Annotated in this window: 16 protein-coding genes; 12 read left to right on the top strand and 4 right to left on the bottom strand. The window is 57.8% G+C overall.

Annotated elements, in window-relative coordinates; all coding sequences use genetic code 11:
- Positions 1-25 precede the first annotated feature (25 nt).
- The 8 genes from D7S44_RS06515 to yejF all read left to right on the top strand — a co-directional run bounded on the left by D7S44_RS06515 (position 26) and on the right by yejF (position 10,244).
- Positions 26-1,003, top strand: a complete 978-nt coding sequence (locus D7S44_RS06515) for a CobW family GTP-binding protein (protein WP_120453165.1) — start codon at positions 26-28, stop codon at positions 1,001-1,003.
- 42 nt (positions 1,004-1,045) lie between these two features.
- On the top strand, positions 1,046-1,747 hold the full coding sequence (locus D7S44_RS06510) for a phosphatase PAP2 family protein (RefSeq protein ID WP_120453164.1): 702 nt from the start codon (positions 1,046-1,048) through the stop codon (positions 1,745-1,747).
- A gap of 545 nt (positions 1,748-2,292) precedes the next feature.
- Complete coding sequence (gene mepS / locus D7S44_RS06505) at positions 2,293-2,862, top strand: bifunctional murein DD-endopeptidase/murein LD-carboxypeptidase (protein ID WP_120453162.1); 570 nt, start codon at positions 2,293-2,295, stop codon at positions 2,860-2,862.
- Positions 2,863-3,088: 226 nt separating this feature from the next.
- The gene (locus D7S44_RS06500; protein ID WP_120453160.1) at positions 3,089-4,669 is read left to right on the top strand and encodes a cyclic di-GMP phosphodiesterase; all 1,581 of its coding nucleotides are present in this window, start codon (positions 3,089-3,091) and stop codon (positions 4,667-4,669) included.
- Between the two features lie 50 nt (positions 4,670-4,719).
- A complete protein-coding gene (locus D7S44_RS06495) occupies positions 4,720-6,525 on the top strand; it encodes an extracellular solute-binding protein (protein ID WP_120453158.1) in 1,806 nt (601 codons plus the stop codon).
- Between the two features lie 10 nt (positions 6,526-6,535).
- On the top strand, positions 6,536-7,621 hold the full coding sequence (locus tag D7S44_RS06490; RefSeq protein ID WP_120453156.1) for a microcin C ABC transporter permease YejB: 1,086 nt from the start codon (positions 6,536-6,538) through the stop codon (positions 7,619-7,621).
- A complete protein-coding gene (locus D7S44_RS06485) occupies positions 7,618-8,643 on the top strand; it encodes an ABC transporter permease (RefSeq protein WP_179256399.1) in 1,026 nt (341 codons plus the stop codon). Before D7S44_RS06490 ends, D7S44_RS06485 begins: the two co-directional genes overlap by 4 nt.
- 2 nt (positions 8,644-8,645) lie before the next feature.
- Positions 8,646-10,244: a microcin C ABC transporter ATP-binding protein YejF gene (gene yejF / locus D7S44_RS06480; protein ID WP_120453152.1), complete on the top strand. Its 1,599-nt coding sequence runs from the start codon at positions 8,646-8,648 to the stop codon at positions 10,242-10,244.
- On the opposite strand, the gene D7S44_RS06475 is transcribed toward yejF, so the two are convergent.
- The 3 genes from D7S44_RS06475 to rsuA all read right to left on the bottom strand — a co-directional run bounded on the left by D7S44_RS06475 (position 10,231) and on the right by rsuA (position 12,882).
- A complete protein-coding gene (locus D7S44_RS06475) occupies positions 10,231-10,551 on the bottom strand; it encodes a YejG family protein (RefSeq protein WP_120453151.1) in 321 nt (106 codons plus the stop codon). The genes yejF and D7S44_RS06475 overlap by 14 nt on opposite strands.
- A gap of 404 nt (positions 10,552-10,955) precedes the next feature.
- On the bottom strand, positions 10,956-12,152 hold the full coding sequence (locus tag D7S44_RS06470; RefSeq protein WP_120453149.1) for a Bcr/CflA family multidrug efflux MFS transporter: 1,197 nt from the start codon (positions 12,150-12,152) through the stop codon (positions 10,956-10,958).
- A gap of 10 nt (positions 12,153-12,162) precedes the next feature.
- Positions 12,163-12,882, bottom strand: a complete 720-nt coding sequence (rsuA, locus tag D7S44_RS06465; protein ID WP_120453147.1) for a 16S rRNA pseudouridine(516) synthase RsuA — start codon at positions 12,880-12,882, stop codon at positions 12,163-12,165.
- Between the two features lie 164 nt (positions 12,883-13,046).
- Between rsuA and radD the strand changes: the two genes are divergently transcribed.
- Positions 13,047-14,801, top strand: coding sequence for a DNA repair helicase RadD (gene radD / locus D7S44_RS06460; protein ID WP_120453145.1), 1,755 nt, complete (start codon positions 13,047-13,049; stop codon positions 14,799-14,801).
- A 130-nt stretch (positions 14,802-14,931) separates the two neighbouring features.
- Positions 14,932-15,216 carry a 50S ribosomal protein L25 gene (gene rplY / locus D7S44_RS06455; RefSeq protein WP_033750384.1) on the top strand — a complete coding sequence of 95 codons (285 nt, stop codon included), beginning with the start codon at positions 14,932-14,934 and terminating at the stop codon, positions 15,214-15,216.
- A 73-nt stretch (positions 15,217-15,289) separates the two neighbouring features.
- On the opposite strand, the gene yejK is transcribed toward rplY, so the two are convergent.
- Complete coding sequence (yejK, locus tag D7S44_RS06450) at positions 15,290-16,294, bottom strand: nucleoid-associated protein YejK (RefSeq protein WP_120453143.1); 1,005 nt, start codon at positions 16,292-16,294, stop codon at positions 15,290-15,292.
- 158 nt (positions 16,295-16,452) lie between these two features.
- On the opposite strand from yejK, the gene D7S44_RS06445 reads away from it, so the two are divergent.
- A complete protein-coding gene (locus D7S44_RS06445) occupies positions 16,453-16,680 on the top strand; it encodes a YejL family protein (protein WP_033750387.1) in 228 nt (75 codons plus the stop codon).
- A 21-nt stretch (positions 16,681-16,701) separates the two neighbouring features.
- Entirely contained in the window at positions 16,702-18,456 is a 1,755-nt protein-coding gene (gene yejM / locus D7S44_RS06440) for an LPS biosynthesis-modulating metalloenzyme YejM (protein WP_120453141.1), read from the top strand.
- The last annotated feature ends 32 nt before the right edge of the window (positions 18,457-18,488 follow it).

Below are 18,488 nucleotides of genomic sequence, written 5' to 3'. Positions count from 1 at the left end.
CCATTCTCATTTAAGGAGGCAGAGCATGACGCGCGTAAACCTTATTACCGGCTTTCTCGGCAGCGGTAAAACCACCCTGCTGCGCCATCTGCTGGCGGGCAAGCCGGAGCAGGAGAAATGGGCGGTTCTGGTTAATGAGTTCGGCGAAATCGGCATTGACGGCGCATTGTTGCGCGACAGCGGCGCGGTGCTGAAGGAAATTCCCGGCGGCTGCATGTGCTGCGTCAACGGCCTGCCAATGCAGGTAGGGCTGAATATGCTGCTGAAGCAGAACCGCCCCGATCGCCTGCTGATTGAACCGACCGGGCTCGGTCATCCGCGCCAGCTGCTGGAGATGCTGAACGCGCCGGTTTATCAGCCGCATCTGCAGCTTAACGCCACGCTGACCCTGCTTGATGCGCGTCAGCTCGCCGACCCACGCGTAACGGCGAATGAAAATTTCCGCGATCAGCTGGCGGCGACCGACATTATTATTGGCAATAAAAGCGATGGCTGGAACGACGATGACCGTCAGCGCCTGCAACAGTGGCAGGACGCAACGCTCAACGGCCGCCCTTTTATCGCTACCCGCTTCGGCGCGATCGATCCTGCGCTGCTCGATCTGCCGCGCACAAACCGTCAAACGCTGCCGCAGCCTGCACATCATCATGCTCACCTTAAACGCGATAGCGGCCTCGCCGCGCTGCGCCTTGAGGGCGGAACGCGCTGGCGCCGCGCGTTAAATGAAGGCCAGGGTTACGTTGCCTGCGGCTGGATCTTCGACGGCGCGACGCTTTTTGATGGCGAAGCGCTGCTGGCCTGGGCGCGTCTTGCGTCGGTCGAGCGCATTAAAGGCGTGCTGCGTACGCCGGACGGCTCGCTTCGCATTAATGGCCAAAAGGGCGATGTACATGTCGAAACGCTTACTGCCGCTGCGCCCGACAGCCGTATTGAACTGATCCATTCGCAACCGGTTGACTGGAATCGTTTGCAGTCCCAGCTGTTGAGGCTTCGTTTAAACTAGCCAGGTTAGTTTCTGCCGTTAATTTTTATTTGAGTGAATACGATGCGCGCAACTCGTCTTATCACAATTCTGCTACTCAACGCGCTTGGCGTTGTTTTGTTTCTCTCCTGGTACCTGCCGCCCGACCACGGTTTCTGGGCTGGCGTCGATAAAGGGATCTTTTTCAGCTTCAACGACCAGATGGTCGATCATCCTGGCTTTGCCATGCTGGTGGCGATCACTAACTTCCGTGGGTTCGATCTGGTGTCGCTGCTGGCGATGGGCGCGCTTTATCTCTTTTACTGGCGTCGCGAAACGCCGCCGGGCCGTCGTCGTCTGCTGGCGATCGGCATTACTATGCTGTTCAGCGCGGTTATCCTCAATCAGCTCGGCCATCTGTTGCCGGTGCAGCATAAAAGCCCGACGCTGTTTTTCGAAAATGCGCATCGCGTCAGCGAACTGACCGGTATTCCGGCCAAAGACGCCTCAGCCAACAGCTTCCCTGGCGATCACGGCATGATGCTGATGATTTTTGCCTGTTTTATGTGGCGCTATTTTGGCTTCCGCGCCTTTCTTATCGGCGCGGCTATCGTGGTGATTTTCGCGCTGCCGCGCGTGATGGCGGGTGCGCACTGGTTTACTGATATTGCCGTCGGTTCGCTTTCGGTACTGCTGGCTGGACTGAGCTGGGTGCTGCTGACGCCGCTGAGCGACGCTATCGTCAGCTTTTTCTACCGTAAACTGCCGGGCAAATATAAGCCCTGAATACCCTCGGGTATCGCAAGTCGAAATAGACTGATAAGCGCGGATGGAAGAATAGCCTTTTTCTTATCCCTCCGCGCTTAATAAAATCAGCCCAGTATTATTAGCACGCTAACCATATGGTGATATAAAGAAAATAGTATGATGTTTTCTGCTGATAAAGGCGCTTTTCCCCCGGCTGTCCAGCCCCAACGCTCTTAAAAAGCGTCCTACCCGTAGAATTAGCCCTGTTTTTACCGCTTATTTTAAAGATAATTTTTTAAAATTGCCGATAAAGTAACCACTCTGTTACAGACTGATTTCACATCAAAAAAAGCTATCAGAATTTACGTAAAACCACTCGCCACGGCGTCTGGAATCGGTTAACCTCCCATGCGTTGAGGGTACGGCAGCAGAAAATGCGGTTCTTTTTTATACCAAAACGTGTTCGTTAACACATTTTAGTAATTAAGGAATTGTCTTAGCGTGCAACGCTTATTAATCTCAATCCGTTTTGTCATCTGGCTGGCGACATTCTGTCGTAAGGACATCGAAGGAATATACGAACAATGGTCAAGTCTCAACCAATACTGAGATATATCTGGCGGATTGTGCCTGCAGTAGCGCTGGCAACTCTCCTCTCGGCATGCAGCAGTACCGGTCAACACGCAAAAAACGAGAATCATGACGTTAAAAACCAGAATGGTTTTTTACTTCAGGCGTCTCAGGATGAGTTCGAAGAGATGGTGCGGAGCGTGGATGTTAAGTCCCGCATCATGGAGCAATATGCCGACTGGAAAGGCGTGCGTTACCGCCTCGGCGGCGATACTAAACGCGGCATCGACTGTTCTGCTTTTGTTCAACGTACGTTTCGCGATCAGTTTGGTTTAGAACTGCCGCGCTCGACCTCTGAACAGCAGGATACCGGCAGTGAGATTTCACGTAGCAAGCTGCGTCCGGGGGATCTGGTTCTGTTCCACGCCGGTTCGACGGGGCGTCACGTTGGGATCTATCTGGGCAACGATAACTTTGTCCATGCGTCCACCAGCAGCGGCGTCATGATCTCCAGTCTGAACGACAGCTACTGGAAAAAACGCTACCGCGAAGGGCGTCGGGTATTAAGCCGTAATCCCAGCTAATCCCTGACCTTCGATCGTTTCTCAGCCAGAGAAAACAGAACGCTGCTTCGGCAGCGTTTTTTTTTGCCCCTGTGCCAGATAAAGGCGTATTAATAACGTAAAAAGTGATTGTTTATCAGAAGAATATCGAGACATTTCCTGTCATCTCGTTATATTCTCATGACCTTCGCCAGAGAGCAGTCGTGCACAGTCAATAATAAAAGATAAGACAAGGGGAAAGCACTTCATGCCACTGTCCAGGGCGCTGATGCGCCAGGCCACCTATCCTCGCCGCATCGCCTGGAGCAGCGCGATTTTCGGTAGCCTGTTCTTTATTTTTTTTACCCTGACTCTGCTGACTTACACCTGGTATAAGCGGCAGCATCAGCACCAGCAGCTGCTGCACGACAGCCGCGCAGATCTACAACAATCGCTGGATACGCTTGTCGCCAATACCCTGAATCCCCTTCTCTCTTTAACCCGTTTCGACTGCCATGCTATTAATCAGGAGCTGACTTCCCGCGCTGCCTTCGCCAACGACCTGCGTGCGATTTTACTGGTGCGCGAGGGCTACGCCTTCTGCTCCTCGGCAACCGGGGCGTTTTCCCTGCCGCTTAATGCCATTTCAGACCAGACCGATCTCAGCCGGGATCGCGATCTGCGCCTGCTGAGCGGCACGCCATTGCAGCCCGGCAAGCCCGTTTTTGCGCTCTGGCTGCGTAATCCGCAAAGCGTGCAGTCCGGCGTGTTCGCGACCGTTAATCTTAACCTGACGCCCTATCAGCTGCTGGCCTCTTACCATTCGGAAATCTCCGGCATGGCGCTGGTGGCGCAAAGCAGCGCGCTTACCAGCTGGCGACAGACCGTTATCCCCAACAGCGAACTGCCGCAGCAGCCGCTGATGCAGCTGCCGCTCGACGGCTATCCGCTGCAGTTTGTACTCTATGGCGATACGATATCGACGCGCGATATTCTTATGATCGTGCTGAGCGGCATTCTGCTGTCGCTGCTGGTCGGCGGCGGCTGCTGGTTGCTGCTCTCGCTGAATCAGCGCCCAGGCAAAGAGATCCTGCTCGGTATAAAACGCGGCGAATTTCACGTCGAGTACCAGCCGCTGATCAGCACCCATAGCGGGCGCGCTTACGGGCTGGAGGCGCTGCTGCGCTGGAACCACCCCAGCGAGGGCATGATCCCGCCGGATATGTTTATCAGCTACGCGGAGTCGCTGAACCTGATTATTCCGCTGACGCGGCATCTGTTCGAGCTGGTGGCGCGAGACGCCCACAGACTCAATCCTTACGTGCCCGCCGGCACCCATATGAGTCTCAATCTTTCGCCGCTGCATCTGGCGTCGGAGAGTTTTCAGCAGGACGTTAAGCGCTGGATAGCGGCGATGCCGGATAACCATTTTAACTACGTATTTGAAGTGACTGAGCGCACCATGGTGCGGGATAAAAACGCCGGAGAGGTTTTCGCCTGGCTTCATCAGAACGATATTCAGATTGCGATAGATGACTTCGGCACTGGCCACAGCGCCCTGATCTATCTTGAAAAATACCCTTTTGATTATCTTAAGATCGACCGTGGCTTTGTGCAGAGCATCGGGACGCAGACCCTGAACTCCCCGGTGCTGGACGCCGTGCTCCATCTGGCGAAAAAGCTGAATCTGAAAACCGTGGCGGAAGGCGTGGAGACGGGCGAGCAGGCGGCATGGCTGGTGAAGCACGGCGTCTGTCATATGCAGGGCTATCTTTTCAGTCGCCCCCTGAAGCCGGACCGCCTGATTGACTATTACCGCAGTCGCAGCCTGGCGACGCTGTCAGGATAACAGGCCGCCCCGCCCCGGATGTTGAATGACGACAGGAGAGCGCTAACCTTATGCTGTTTCGCCTGATCATGCTGTTGCTGGTCGCCCTTAGCACGCCGCTGCGCGCGGAAGTGGTGCATGAAAGCCGCGCATTCGCCACGCTGGGCGAGCCCAAATATGCGGCTGACTTTAGCCACTTCGACTATGCGGATCCCGCTGCGCCTAAAGGCGGCAAACTTATCCAGGCGGTAGTCGGCACCTACGACAACTTTAACCGTTACGCCTCGCGTGGCAATCCCGGCGCAGGCACCGAGGCGCTCTACGATCGGTTGTTTGTCGGGTCTGATGACGAACCGGGTAGCTACTATCCGCTTATTGCCGAGTCGGCGCGCTATGCCGACAACTTCCGCTGGATGGAGATACGCCTCAATCCGCTCGCGCAGTTTCACGACGGCACGCCGATTACCGCGCAGGACGTCGCCTTTACCTTCGATAAATTTATGCGCGAAGGCGTGCCGCAGTTTCGCGTCGTTTATCGCGGCGTGACGATCAAAGCGCTGGATAGCCAGCGCGTCCGCATTGACCTGCCGAAGCCAGAAAAAGATTTGATGCTGGGACTGCTGACCTTGCCGGTGCTGCCGCAGAAAGAGTGGCAGGATAAAAAATTCAATGAGCCACTGAGTTCGCCGCCGCTCTCCAGCGGCCCTTACCGTATCAGTCGTTACAAGCTGGGTCAGTATATCGAGTACAGCCGGGTGAAAAACTACTGGGCGGCCGATCTGCCGGTGAACCGGGGCCGGTTCAATTTCGATACCCTGCGCTATGACTACTATCTTGACGATAACGTCGCGTTTGAAGCTTTTAAAGCGGGCGCGTTCGACCTGCGCGAAGAGACCTCCGCTAAAAAATGGGCGACCCAGTATCGCGGCCGTAACTTCGACGATCAGCAGATTGTCAAAGAGACCACGCCCAACAGGGTGTCGACCAATACCACCTGGCTTGCCATGAACAATGAAAAAGCGCTGTTCCGCGATCGTCGGGTTCGCCAGGCGATCACGCTGGCCTTCGATTTTGAGTGGATGAATAAAGCGCTGTTCTATGGCGCTTATCAGCGGGTCAGCAGCTATTTTCAGAATACCGAGTACGCCGCGCAGGGTCTGCCGGACGCGGCGCAACAGGCGCTGCTGGCGCCTTTTAAAGAACAGCTGCCGCCTGAGGTTTTCAGCGCACCCTACGCGCCGCCGCGCACCGATGGCAGCGGCTACGATCGGGCTAACCTGCTGAAAGCACTGGATCTGCTGCGTCAGGCGGGCTGGCAGGTGAAAAACCAGCAGCTGGTGAACGACAAAACCGGCCAGCCGATGCGCATTGAACTGCTGCTGCGCAGCGGCGCCAGCAACGACTGGGCCCTGCCCTTCCAGCATAGCCTGTCGCGTCTCGGCATCAGCCTGACGCTGCGCGTGGTGGATGCCTCACAGTATCTGCGCAGGCTGCGCGAAGGCGATTACGATATGATCGCCCGCGTTTATCTGGCGATGCCCACGCCCAGTTCGGATCTCCAGACCAGCTGGCAATCTGACTTTATCGACTCTTCATGGAACAGCGCGCGGCTCAAAGATCCGCTGGTCGATCACTTTGTCAAAGCCATCGTGGCGCATCAGGGCGATAAAGCGGCGCTGTTGCCGCTCGGCCAGGCGCTGGATCGCATCCTGCTGTGGAATGCGTATATGATCCCGATGTGGTACAACGCTGAGGATCGCATGGCCTACTGGGATAAATTCTCCCATCCCGCGGTAAAGCCCGCCTATGCCAGCGGTCTGGAAAACTGGTGGTATGACGTGAACAAAGCCGCGCGTTTGCCGGCCGAACGACGCTGAGGAGCCTGAGTTGGCCGCCTATTTCTTGCGCAGAATGCTGCTGATTATTCCCACGCTGTGGGCGATTATTACGCTGAACTTTTTTATCGTGCAGATCGCGCCCGGCGGCCCGGTTGACCAGGCGCTGGCTAACATTCAGTTCGGCCAGACCACAGGCCTGCCCGGCGGCGGCGAGAGCGGCGCGCGCGCGTCCCTGAACCGCGCCAGCCCCGGAGATAATCAGTACCGCGGCGCACGCGGCCTCGATCCGGAAGTGATTGCTGAAATTAAAAAGCGCTACGGTTTCGATAAGCCGATGTGGCAGCGCTATGTCGAGATGCTCTGGAACTATGTGCGGTTCGATTTCGGCGACAGCCTGTTCCGCAGCGCATCAGTGCTGCAGCTGATTAAAGAGAGCCTGCCGGTTTCCATCAGCCTTGGGCTGTGGAGCACGCTGATTATCTATCTGGTATCGATTCCGCTGGGCATCAAAAAAGCGGTACGCAACGGCAGCACCTTTGACGTCTGGAGCAGCACCTTTATTATCATCGGCTATTCGGTGCCCGCCTTTCTGTTCGGCATTATGCTGATTGTCCTGTTCGCCGGCGGCAGCTATCTCGACTGGTTTCCGCTGCGCGGTCTCACCTCGCCGCAGTTTGACTCTCTCTCCTGGTACGGAAAAATCGCAGATTATCTGTGGCATATCAGCCTGCCGGTGCTGGCGACGGTGATTGGCGGCTTCGCCACCCTGACGATGCTGACCAAAAACAGCTTTCTCGATGAGATCCGCAAGCAATATGTGGTGACGGCGCGTGCCAAAGGCGTGAGCGAGCGACGCATTCTTTATCATCACGTGTTCCGCAACGCCATGCTGCTGGTTATCGCCAGCTTTCCCGCCACCTTTATCAGCATGTTTTTTACCAGCTCGGTGCTGATAGAGGTGATGTTTTCGCTGAACGGACTGGGCCTGCTGGGCTATGACGCCACTATTCAGCGCGACTACCCGGTGATGTTCGGCACGCTCTATATTTTTACCCTGATCGGCCTGCTGATGAATATCCTCAGCGACCTGACCTATACGCTGGTCGATCCCCGTATTGATTTTGAGGGCCGCTGATGCGCTTGTCTCCCGTCAATCAGCAGCGCTGGCTGCGTTTCCGCCACAACCGACGCGGCTACTGGTCGCTGTGGATTTTTCTGGTTATCTTCGTGCTTTCACTCGGCGCCGATCTGCTCGCCAATGAGAAGCCGCTGCTGGTGCGTTATCAGCAGCGCTGGTTTGTGCCGCTGTTGGTCAGCTACAGCGAAAGCGATTTCGGCGGCGCGCTGCCGACCGCCGCCGACTATCAGGACCCCTGGCTGCAAAAACAGCTGAATGAGAAAGGATGGGCGCTGTGGGCGCCGATACGCTTTAGCGACAGCACCATCAACTTCGCGACCTCGACGCCCTTCCCCTCGCCGCCTTCGGCGCAAAACTGGCTGGGCACCGACGCCAGCGGTGGCGACGTGCTGGCGCGTCTGCTTTACGGCACGCGCATCTCACTGCTGTTCGGAATTATGCTGACGCTCTTTTCCAGCGTTATCGGCATTATCGTCGGCGCTGTTCAGGGCTATTTCGGCGGCCGCATCGATCTTATCGGTCAGCGCGTGATTGAAGTCTGGTCCGGCATGCCCGCGCTGTTTTTACTGATTTTGCTCTCCAGCGTCATCCAGCCCAACTTCTGGTGGCTGCTGCTGGTGACGGTGTTTTTCGGCTGGATGGGGCTGGTCAGCGTGGTGCGCGCCGAGTTTCTGCGCACGCGCAACTTCGACTATATCCGCGCCGCGCGGGCGCTGGGAGTCAGCGACGGGCGCATTATGCTGCGGCATATGCTGCCCAACGCCATGGTTGCCACCCTGACTTTTCTGCCGTTTATCCTGTGCGGATCGATCGCGACTCTGACCTCGCTCGATTTTCTCGGCTTTGGTCTGCCTGTGGGGTCGCCGTCGCTCGGCGAACTGCTGTTGCAGGGTAAGAATAATTTGCAGGCACCCTGGCTGGGGCTGGCGGGCTTCTTTACGCTGGCGATCCTGCTGTCACTGCTGATCTTTATTGGCGAAGCGGTACGCGACGCCTTCGATCCCGCCTGGGGAGGCTGATTATGTCGCTGCTTGCCATTCATCATCTTTCCGTCGCCTTTGCCCGCGGCGGCGTGACGCGCACCGTGGTTGAGGATCTCTCCTTCAGTATCGACGCTGGCGAAACGCTGGCGCTGGTGGGCGAATCGGGCTCGGGCAAAAGCGTGACCGCGCTTGCGGTGATGCAGCTGCTGCCTGCGCCGCCGACGCGCTATTCCGGCGGCGAAATTCTGTTTAACGGCGAGGATCTGCTGCGCGTCAGCGAGCGCAGAATGCGCGGTCTGCGCGGCAACCAGATGGCGATGATCTTTCAGGAGCCGATGGTCTCCCTTAACCCCTTACACACCATTGAGAAGCAGCTTTATGAGGTGCTCTCCCTGCACCGCGGCATGCGGCGCGAAGCGGCGCGTGGGGAGATCCTCAGCTGCCTCGATCGGGTCGGCATCCGTAACCCCGCCTCGCGGCTGAATGATTTTCCTCATCAGCTCTCCGGCGGCGAGCGCCAGCGCGTGATGATCGCCATGGCGCTGCTTACCGAACCTGCGCTGCTGATTGCCGACGAGCCGACCACCGCGCTGGACGTCACCGTTCAGGCGCAAATCCTGCGCCTGCTGCGCGAGCTGCAGCGCGAACGCAACATGGCCATGCTGTTTATTACCCACGATCTGGGCATCGTGCAGCAGCTGGCGGACAACGTCAGCGTAATGCGCCAGGGTAAAATCGTCGAGCACAACAGCAGCCATGCGCTGTTCAGCCAGCCGCAACATCCCTATACGCAGCAGCTGCTTGCGGCGGAGCCGGAAGGCCGCGCCGTACCGCTGCGTCCCGACGCGCCGCTGCTGCTGCAGGTGCGCGACCTGCGCGTTAGCTTTCCGGTCAGGCGCGGCCTTTTCAGGCGGCAGGTGGCGGAAAAAGTTGCCGTCAGCAACCTCAGCTTCTCGCTGCGGCGCGGCGAGAGCCTCGGACTGGTGGGCGAATCCGGCTCCGGCAAAAGTACCACCGGCCTGGCGCTGTTGCGGCTGCTCAGCGCGCAGGGCGAGATCTGGTTCGACGGCCAGCCGCTGCACGATCTGTCGCGCAGGGAGCTGTTACCGCTGCGTCGTCGCATACAGGTGGTATTTCAGGATCCCAACTCGTCTCTGAATCCGCGTATGACGGTGCAGCAGATCATTGCCGAGGGGCTGGCGGTGCATCAACCCGCTCTCGACGCTACCCAACAGGAAGCGCGCGTGATCGCGGTGATGGAGGAAGTTGGATTAGACGCGGCGAGCCGTCATCGCTATGCGGCGGAGTTCTCCGGCGGTCAGCGCCAGCGGATCGCTATTGCACGCGCGCTGGTGCTTGAACCGCAGCTGATGGTGCTGGACGAACCGACCTCTTCACTGGATCGCTCAGTACAGAAACAGATTCTGACGCTGCTGCGCAGGCTGCAGCAGCACCACCAGCTGACCTATCTCTTTATCAGTCACGATTTACAGGTGGTGCGTTCGCTGTGTCATCAGGTGATGGTATTACGTCAGGGCGAAGTCGTGGAGCAAGGCGACTGCGAGAGGCTGTTCGCCGCGCCCGCCGCAGACTATACGCGCGAGCTGCTGGCCTCGGCGCAACTCAGTGACCGTTAAAGGTTTCCGCGATCGCCACACCCTGGTTTTTCAGGCAGCAGTTCGTCGCGCTTTCGTCGCTGCGCAAAATAAAGAGACAGGGCGACCCTTCGCACTCCGCTACTTTGCACTCGACCTGAATCGACGCCAGCGCATCCTGCAGCTGATGCATGATCTCCCAGCCAAGATGACCATCATGGCTAATCAGGCGCAGCGCAATAAGATCCTGCTCGTTGGCGACGCCCTCTTCCGCCACGATAGCGCTATGAAGCTCGCTGGCCCAGCGAAAGCGCTGCGGCAGGCGATGCACGATGGAAAGTTGCAGCATAGTTAACAGATATCCCCAGAGCGATTAACTTCAGTCACGATGAACGTCGCTTGCTGTTGCTGCTAAACGGCAGAAACGGACGTCAAGGCCTGCTCTCTCGTTTCCCACTAAACGAAGTGGGAAAAGATTGTTATTTGCGATTCGGCTCGCATTTTGGCCTATTAGTACCGCGTTCATCGACAGTTAACAATCAGTTTAGACGCAATCTCGTTACTTTCTTAATCATTAATTTTCACATATAAGAAACATAACGACGGTAGCGTCAGAGAGCGAAGCGGGGAAAATACCAAAAAGGGCATGTCAAAGGGGCGGTGACAACCTTGCCGACGCTGAGTGGCCTGGCCCTGTCGCAAAGCCGCTTAAAGCGTCCCTGCGCGGGACGCTTTAAGCGGCGGGGCTGGGGCTTAGCGTCTGATAGCGCGAGGGCGCGACGCGTAGATAAAGAAGAGAACAGAGAGCGTAGCGCATGCCGCGATGGTGCCCACCATCGGCCAGGCGCTGTTAAAGCTGGCCGTCGACAGCAGCGCGCCTACCAGCGCGCCGACGCCAAAGCGCAGCGTGCCCGCCAGCGACGAGGCGGTGCCTGCCATATGGGGAAACTCATCCAGAATAACCGCCATGGCGTTGGAGGAGACCATCGAGACGCAGCCGATAAACATGGCGACGCCCAGCACCATAGGAATAAAGCCCATGTGCAGCGCGCTGACCGCCAGCAGCCAGATGCCCATCGCGAACTGAATCAGCAGCCCGGCGCGGAACATCGCCAGCGGGCCAAAGCGGCGCACCGCGCGGCTGTTGATCAGCGTCATGACAAACAGAAATACCACGTTCAGCGCGAAGTAATACCCGAAGTTCTGCGGCGACACGTGGTTTACCTCGATATAGACGAACGGACCGGCATTCAGAAAGGTAAACAGCCCGGCAAAAGAGAAGCCGCTCGCCAGCATATAGCTGAAGGCGCGCTTGTGACGGAACAGCGTGACGAAGTTACCCAGCATGGTGCGCAGGTGAAAACGCTGACGCTGTTCCGGCCTGAGCGTCTCGCGGATCTGCGTCATCACCATCACGGTGGTGATCAAGGCGGCGATCGACAGCGTCCAGAAAATGGCGTGCCAGTCCCATACCAGCAGCAGCCAGCCGCCGATAATCGGTGCCAGCAGCGGTGCGATGGTGGTGATCAGCATGACAAACGACATCATGCGCGAGAAATCCTCTTTCGAGTAGCTGTCCCGCATCAGGGCGTTAATCACCACGCTGGCCGCAGCGGCGGAAAGACCGTGCAGAAAGCGCATAAGAATCAGCTGGTCAATCGACTGCGACAGCGCGCAGGCTGCCGCCGCACAGGCGAAAATCAGCGTGCCGAGCACAATGACCGGTTTGCGGCCGTAGCTGTCCGCCAGCGGGCCATATACCAGCTGACCGATGGCGAAACCAAGGATATAGAGATTAAGCGTCATCTGCACGCGACCCGCCGCTACGCCGAATTCGCGGGCGATCTGCGGCATCGCGGGCAGATACATATCAATGGAAAGCGGCATCAGCATCGCCAGCAATCCCAGAATCACTACCAGTCCCACAGCTGAATTTTTATCCTTGCGCACGGCCGCTCCGCTATTTCTGTTTTAACTCGTCGGGCAACCCGACGCTGGCAATTTCATCTTCCGTCAGCGGACGATACTCGCCCGGCTCCAGATCCGCATCCAGCACGATGCCGCCGATGCGCTCGCGATGCAGCCCGACCACGCGATTGCCGACGGCGGCAAACATGCGCTTCACCTGGTGATAGCGCCCTTCGCTGAGCGTCAGCAGCACCTCGGTCGGCGTAATCTCCTCCAGCCGCGCCGGTTGGGTCAGGGATTTTTCGCCGTGCAGCTGAATGCCTGCGGCGAACTGCTGCGCCACATCTTCAGCGACGGGATGCTCCAGCGTGACGCGGTAGGTTTTCTCGCAGTGATGGCGCGGTGAGGTAATGCGGTGCGACCACTGTCCGTCGTCGGTCAGCAGCACCAGACCGGTAGTGTCGATATCAAGGCGCCCTGCGGCATGCAGCTTCCACGCGGTCGGCTCTTCAATAAAAAACAAGATAGTCGGGTGATCGGGATCGTCCGTGGAGCAGACGTAGCCCTGCGGCTTGTTCAGCATAAAATAGCGCGGCCCTACCTGCAGCTGCAGCGGATTGCCGTCATATTCCACCTCATGCTCGGGCAGGATTTTGAAGGCGGTGTCGCGCACCACTTCGCCATTAACGGTGACTTTTTGCCCCCGGATTTCACGACCGGCAATAGCCCGGCTGACTTCCAGTTGCTGAGAGATGAATTTGTCGAGTCGCATGAATTCGCTTTGCCTGTTACTGCGGAGGGAAACTGAAACGGGGTTTTACCCGTTGAAAAAGTAGGAGAAGTATAGCCCGAACCGAGGCTGTCGCACAGAGCCGTTCCTGCGTTTCCTCTATTTTCATGGCATAATCTCGCTCAGTTTCGCAAAAGTGATCGGCAATGGCTTTTACTCTACGTCCCTATCAGCAAGACGCGGTTAACGCGACTCTCAATCATTTTCGTCGTCACGCCGAACCGGCGGTGATCGTACTGCCGACCGGCGCAGGCAAAAGCCTGGTGATCGCCGAGCTGGCGCGGCTGGCGCGCGGACGCGTGCTGGTGCTCGCGCACGTTAAAGAACTGGTGGAGCAGAACCACAGCAAATATCAGGCCTATGGCCTTGAAGCGGATATCTTTGCCGCCGGTTTGCAGCGCAAAGAGAGTCAGCGCAAAGTGGTATTCGGCAGCGTGCAGTCGGTAGCGCGTAATCTGGATCAGTTCGACAGCGCCTTTTCGCTGGCGATCGTGGATGAGTGCCATCGCATCAGCGATGACGACAACAGCCAGTATCAGCAAATTTTCACTCATCTGCGCCAGCACAATCCGCAGCTGCGCCTGCTGGGCCTGACGGCGACTCCCTTTCGCCTCGGCAAAGGCTGGATCTATCAGTTTCACTATCACGGCATGGTGCGCGGCGACGAGAAAGCCTTTTTCCGCGACTGCATCTACGAGCTGCCACTGCGTTATATGATCAAACACGGCTTTCTGGTGCCACCGGAGCGGCTTGATATGCCGGTGGTGCAGTATGACTTCAGCCGTCTGACAGCGCAGGCCAACGGGCTGTTCAGCGAGTCCGATCTTAATCGCGAGCTAAAGCAGCAGCAGCGTGTAACGCCGCATATCATTAGCCAGATCGTGGAATTCGCCGAGGATCGGCGCGGCGTGATGGTGTTTGCCTCGACGGTAGAGCACGCGCGCGAGATCCTCTCGCTGCTGCCCGACAATAGCGCGTTGATTTCGGCGGAAACCCCCGCTAAAGCGCGCGATGCGACTATCGCCGCGTTTAAGGCGCAGCAGCTGAAATTCCTGGTTAACGTCGCGGTGCTGACGACCGGCTTCGATGCGCCCCATGTCGATCTTATCGCTATTTTGCGCCCTACCGAGTCGGTCAGCCTCTATCAGCAGATCGTCGGGCGCGGCCTGCGCCTGTCGCCGGGCAAAACCGACTGCCTGATTCTCGACTACGCCGGCAACCCGCACGATCTCTTTACGCCGGAAGTGGGCGCGCCGAAAGGCGCCAGCGACAATGAGCCGGTACAGGTGTTCTGTCCCGCCTGCGGGTTCGCCAACACCTTCTGGGGCAAAACCACCGCAGACGGCATGATTATCGAGCACTTCGGCCGCCGCTGTCAGGGCGTGCTGGAAGATGACGAAGGCAACCGCGAACAGTGCGATTTCCGCTTCCGCTTTAAAAGCTGTCCCGACTGCGGCGCCGAAAACGATATCGCGGCGCGCCGCTGCCATCAGTGCGATAAAGTGCTGGTCGATCCCGACGATATGCTGAAGGCGGCGCTGAAGCTGAAGGATGCGCTGGTGCTGCGCTGCGGCGGCATGACGCTGGCGCATGGCCGCGATGATAAAGGCGAATGGCTGAAGGCGACCTATTTCGACGAGGATGGCACCAGCGTCGACGAACGCTTTCGTCTGAGTACGCCCGCTCAGCGTAAGGCGTTCGAACAGCTTTTTATGCGGCCGCATCAGCGCGCGCCGGGCGTGCCGCTCGGCTGGCAAACCGCGGCCGACGTGGTCGCGCTGCAGCCGCTGCTGCGCCATCCCGATTTTGTGGTAGCGCGCGCTAAAGGGCAGTTCTGGCAGGTGCGCGAGAAGCTTTTCGACTATCAGGGACGCTTTCGCCGCGCCAACGAGCTGCGCTAAACGGCGGAATCATTTGCCCGCCCCGCCCATTACCGCTATACTGCCGCCCGCTTTTGCATTCGCATTAGCCTTTGAACAACCCTCCTGTTGCTGGGTCGCCTGTAGCAGGAATTATTAAAGAGACATGATAATGTTGACCATCAACGCAGAAGTACGTAAAGAGCAGGGTAAGGGTGCGAGCCGCCGCCTGCGCACAGCGAACAAATTCCCGGCCATCATCTATGGTGGTAGCGAAGCCGCTGTTTCTATCGAACTGGACCACGACTCAGTAATGAACCTGCAGACCAAGCCAGGTTTCTACACTGACGTTTTGACTCTGGTTGTCGACGGTAAAGAAACCAACGTCAAAGTGCAGGCTGTTCAGCGTCACCCGTTCAAGCCAAAACTGCACCACATCGACTTCGTACGCGCCTAATCGCCTACGAATCGATATAAAAAACGCCGCTTATGCGGCGTTTTTTTTTTGCTGACTGACAGCGCCTGCACGCTTATTTGCCGCTGGTGCGCCGCTGCAGTTGATCCCGCAGGTTCGGCGGCGTGCCCTTAATGGTTAAGGTATCGGTGGCCGGATCCCAGAAGATGCGCTCACCCAGCAGCGCGGCGTCGAAATTTAGCGTCAAACCGCCGCCGCTGCCGGCGAATTTGGTCAGCTGGCGCAGCGTGCTGCGATCCGCCGGAAAGTGCTCCTCCAGCTCATAGCCCTGCTCCTGCGTAAAGGCCTGAAAGGATTTCTCGCCGAGCGGCGGCAGTTCCTTCGACAGATCTTCCAGCGCGATCTCCTCGCCCGCCTGCAGCTGCTCGTTGCAATAGCTGTAAACCTGCTGGCGATAGTTCTGTCGTTCGTTCTTATCAAGCGCCGACTCCGCACAGTAGTCATCCACCGCCTGCAGCAGGCCGCGGTTTTGCGCTTTAGTATCAAGACCGACGCTGGCGCCGAGGAAATCCATAAAGAAATCGGCGACTTTGCGCCCTACGCGGCCGCGCAGAAAAGTCAGATAGCGGGTGGAGTCCGGCGTCAGTTCCCACTCGGTTAAGTCGATGCGCGCCACGATATCGGCATGGTTGATGTCAAGATAGTGGGTGCTGCTGATGTCGAGCTGCTCATTGACGCGCATGCTGCTCTGGCTATTGAGCACCGCCACCAGCAGATATTCCACCGCCAGATAGCGATAGTGCACAAACAGCACCACGCCACCTTCGGCGAAAGGATATTTTGCCAGCTCGTCGCGCAGACGGCCGGTCGCCGCGCGGCTGAACGCCAGGAAGTCATCATTGCCCTTCCGGCAGTTGCGCAGCGCTTCGGCCAGTTCGCTATCTTCGTTAAACAGACCGTAGGCTTTATTTTTGGCGCTGTAGACGCGGTGCAGCTCCTCTACCATCGCTTCCACGGTGGCGTTGGCGGGCAGCAGCGTATCGCGCAGCACCAGCTCAAGCTGATTCTCGTCGCGCTTGATAAGCTGATGCAGGGCAATCTGGTCGATATCCAGACTCATGGTAGACTCTCCTTTTGGTTCAGGCGCGTATTCAAACACCGCCCGCACCGGCTTTCAACTCCATGCGATAGCCGAACGATGCGCTTTCGATAAAATTGCGGTAAAAACCCTGTTGTTACGGTACTATATCGCCTTTTGAAACGAGATTAGTCGACGATATGCCACAATCATCCCGTTACAGCGACGAACGCGTGGAAAAACTCCTCGCGCAACTGGCCCAGGTGCTGCAGAAAGACAATGCGCCGACCGACCTTTCCCTGATGGTGCTGGGGAATATGGTGACCAACGTGATCAACAGCGACGTTGCGCCGGCGCAGCGCCGTTCACTGGCACGATCTTTCGCGGAAGCCCTGCAGGCCTCCGTACGTGACGACAACGCCCATTAATCGCTGATTTGACCGCATAATATGGTAACCAACCGGCAGCGCTACCGCGAAAAAGTGTCCCAGATGATCAGTTGGGGGCACTGGTTTGCTCTGTTTAATATTTTATTCGCGTTGATTTTAGGCAGCCGCTATCTGGCGGTCGCCGACTGGCCCGCTTCGCTCGTTGGACGCGTTTACGCTTTCAGCAGCTGGATCGGCCACTTCAGCTTTATTGTTTTCGCCGTCTACCTGCTGGCGATATTTCCCCTGACCTTTGTCGTGATGTCGCAGCGGCTGCTGCGCGTCCTGTCGGCGATTATCGCTACCGTCGGGCTGACGCTGATTATGGTCGACAGCGCGGTGTTCAACCGCTTCCATCTGCACCTTAATCCGGTGGTGTGGGAGCTGGTGATCAACCCGGACCAGAGCGAGATGGCGCGCGACTGGCAGCTGATGTTTATCAGCGTGCCGCTGATTTTCCTGGTGGAGATGCTGTTCGCCACCTGGAGCTGGCAGAAGCTGCGCAGCCTGAACCGGCGCTCGTTCGGCAAGCCGCTGGCGGCGCTGTTTATCAGTGCGTTTTTCGCCAGCCACCTGCTCTATATCTGGGCCGATGCCAATTTCTATCGTCCGATTACCATGCAGCGCGCTAACCTGCCGCTCTCCTATCCGATGACCGCCCGACGCTTTCTTGAGCGCCACGGTTTACTGGACGCGCAGGCTTATCAGCAGCGCCTGATTCAGCAGGGCGATCCGGAAGCGGTTTCGGTACAGTACCCGCTTAGCGATATCACCTTCCGCGATGGCGGCACGCGCAATAACCTGCTGGTCATCACCGTGAAAACGCTGAACGGCGGCGATATGGCAAAAACGCTGCCGCAGCTTAATCAGTTCGCCAGCGATAATGTGCGTTTTACCCAGCACTACAGCGCAGGCGATATTCCGGAAAAAGGGCTGTTTGGCCTGTTCTACGGCATTTCTGCCAGCTATATGGACGGCGTGCTGGCGGCGCGCATGCCGTCGGCGCTGCTTGGCGCATTAAGTTCGCAGGGCTACCAGTTTGGGCTTTTCTCATCGGAGGGCTTTAACCAGCCGCTCTATCGCCAGGCGCTGCTGACGGACTATACGCTGCCGAATACCGACAGCCAGCCCAACGCCAGCACGGTCACCCAGTGGCAAAACTGGCTGAACGGGCAGAAAGGCGACGGCAACCCCTGGTTCTCCTGGCTTGCGCTGGACGGCGTCGATCTGAGCGGCACGCCGGCGAAAATGCGTCAACGCAGCTACTTGCGTCAGGCTGCGACGATTGATGAGCAAATTCATAACGTGCTCACCACGCTGCAACAGCGCGATCTGCTGAAAAAGACCGTGGTGGTGATTACTGCGCAACAAGGCGTGGCGCTGGACGGCAACGCCGGTAACGTAGGCAATCGTGCGAACCTGCAGGTTCCGCTGGTGATTCACTGGCCGGATACGCCTGCGCAGACCATCGATCGTCTGACCGACCATCAGGATGTGATGGCGACGCTGATGCAGCGCCTGCTGCATGTGCGCACCAGCCCGGTGAATTATTCGCAAGGGGAAGATCTCTTTGCCGCGCAGCGCCGCCACGACTGGGTCGCCAGCAGCGAAGATAACCGTCTGGTGGTGACCACGCCTCAGGTGACGCTGGTGCTCAACAATAATGGCAGCTATCGCGCCTACGATGCGCAGGGCAATCTCCTGAAAGATCACCGGCCAGAGCTGGCGTTATTGCTGCAGGTGCTGACGGAAGAGAAGCGCTTTATCGCTAACTGATTATTTATGAGGCAGTTAGACGCCAGCTGCTT

The organism is Pantoea piersonii (genome assembly GCF_003612015.1).
Lineage (GTDB): Bacteria > Pseudomonadota > Gammaproteobacteria > Enterobacterales > Enterobacteriaceae > Pantoea > Pantoea piersonii.
This window is presented reverse-complemented; position numbering and strand designations above follow the sequence as displayed.

What these genes read in the sequence shown, in the direction of transcription:
- yejF (WP_120453152.1), top strand. Translation starts at nt 8,646, where the DNA reads ATGTCGCTGCTTGCCATTCATCATCTTTCCGTCGCCTTTGCCCGCGGC.
- D7S44_RS06510 (WP_120453164.1), top strand. Translation starts at nt 1,046, where the DNA reads ATGCGCGCAACTCGTCTTATCACAATTCTGCTACTCAACGCGCTTGGC.
- rsuA (WP_120453147.1), bottom strand. Translation starts at nt 12,882, where the DNA reads ATGCGACTCGACAAATTCATCTCTCAGCAACTGGAAGTCAGCCGGGCT.
- yejK (WP_120453143.1), bottom strand. Translation starts at nt 16,294, where the DNA reads ATGAGTCTGGATATCGACCAGATTGCCCTGCATCAGCTTATCAAGCGC.
- D7S44_RS06475 (WP_120453151.1), bottom strand. Translation starts at nt 10,551, where the DNA reads ATGCTGCAACTTTCCATCGTGCATCGCCTGCCGCAGCGCTTTCGCTGG.
- D7S44_RS06445 (WP_033750387.1), top strand. Translation starts at nt 16,453, where the DNA reads ATGCCACAATCATCCCGTTACAGCGACGAACGCGTGGAAAAACTCCTC.
- radD (WP_120453145.1), top strand. Translation starts at nt 13,047, where the DNA reads ATGGCTTTTACTCTACGTCCCTATCAGCAAGACGCGGTTAACGCGACT.
- D7S44_RS06500 (WP_120453160.1), top strand. Translation starts at nt 3,089, where the DNA reads ATGCCACTGTCCAGGGCGCTGATGCGCCAGGCCACCTATCCTCGCCGC.
- rplY (WP_033750384.1), top strand. Translation starts at nt 14,932, where the DNA reads ATGTTGACCATCAACGCAGAAGTACGTAAAGAGCAGGGTAAGGGTGCG.
- D7S44_RS06495 (WP_120453158.1), top strand. Translation starts at nt 4,720, where the DNA reads ATGCTGTTTCGCCTGATCATGCTGTTGCTGGTCGCCCTTAGCACGCCG.
- mepS (WP_120453162.1), top strand. Translation starts at nt 2,293, where the DNA reads ATGGTCAAGTCTCAACCAATACTGAGATATATCTGGCGGATTGTGCCT.
- yejM (WP_120453141.1), top strand. Translation starts at nt 16,702, where the DNA reads ATGGTAACCAACCGGCAGCGCTACCGCGAAAAAGTGTCCCAGATGATC.
- D7S44_RS06515 (WP_120453165.1), top strand. Translation starts at nt 26, where the DNA reads ATGACGCGCGTAAACCTTATTACCGGCTTTCTCGGCAGCGGTAAAACC.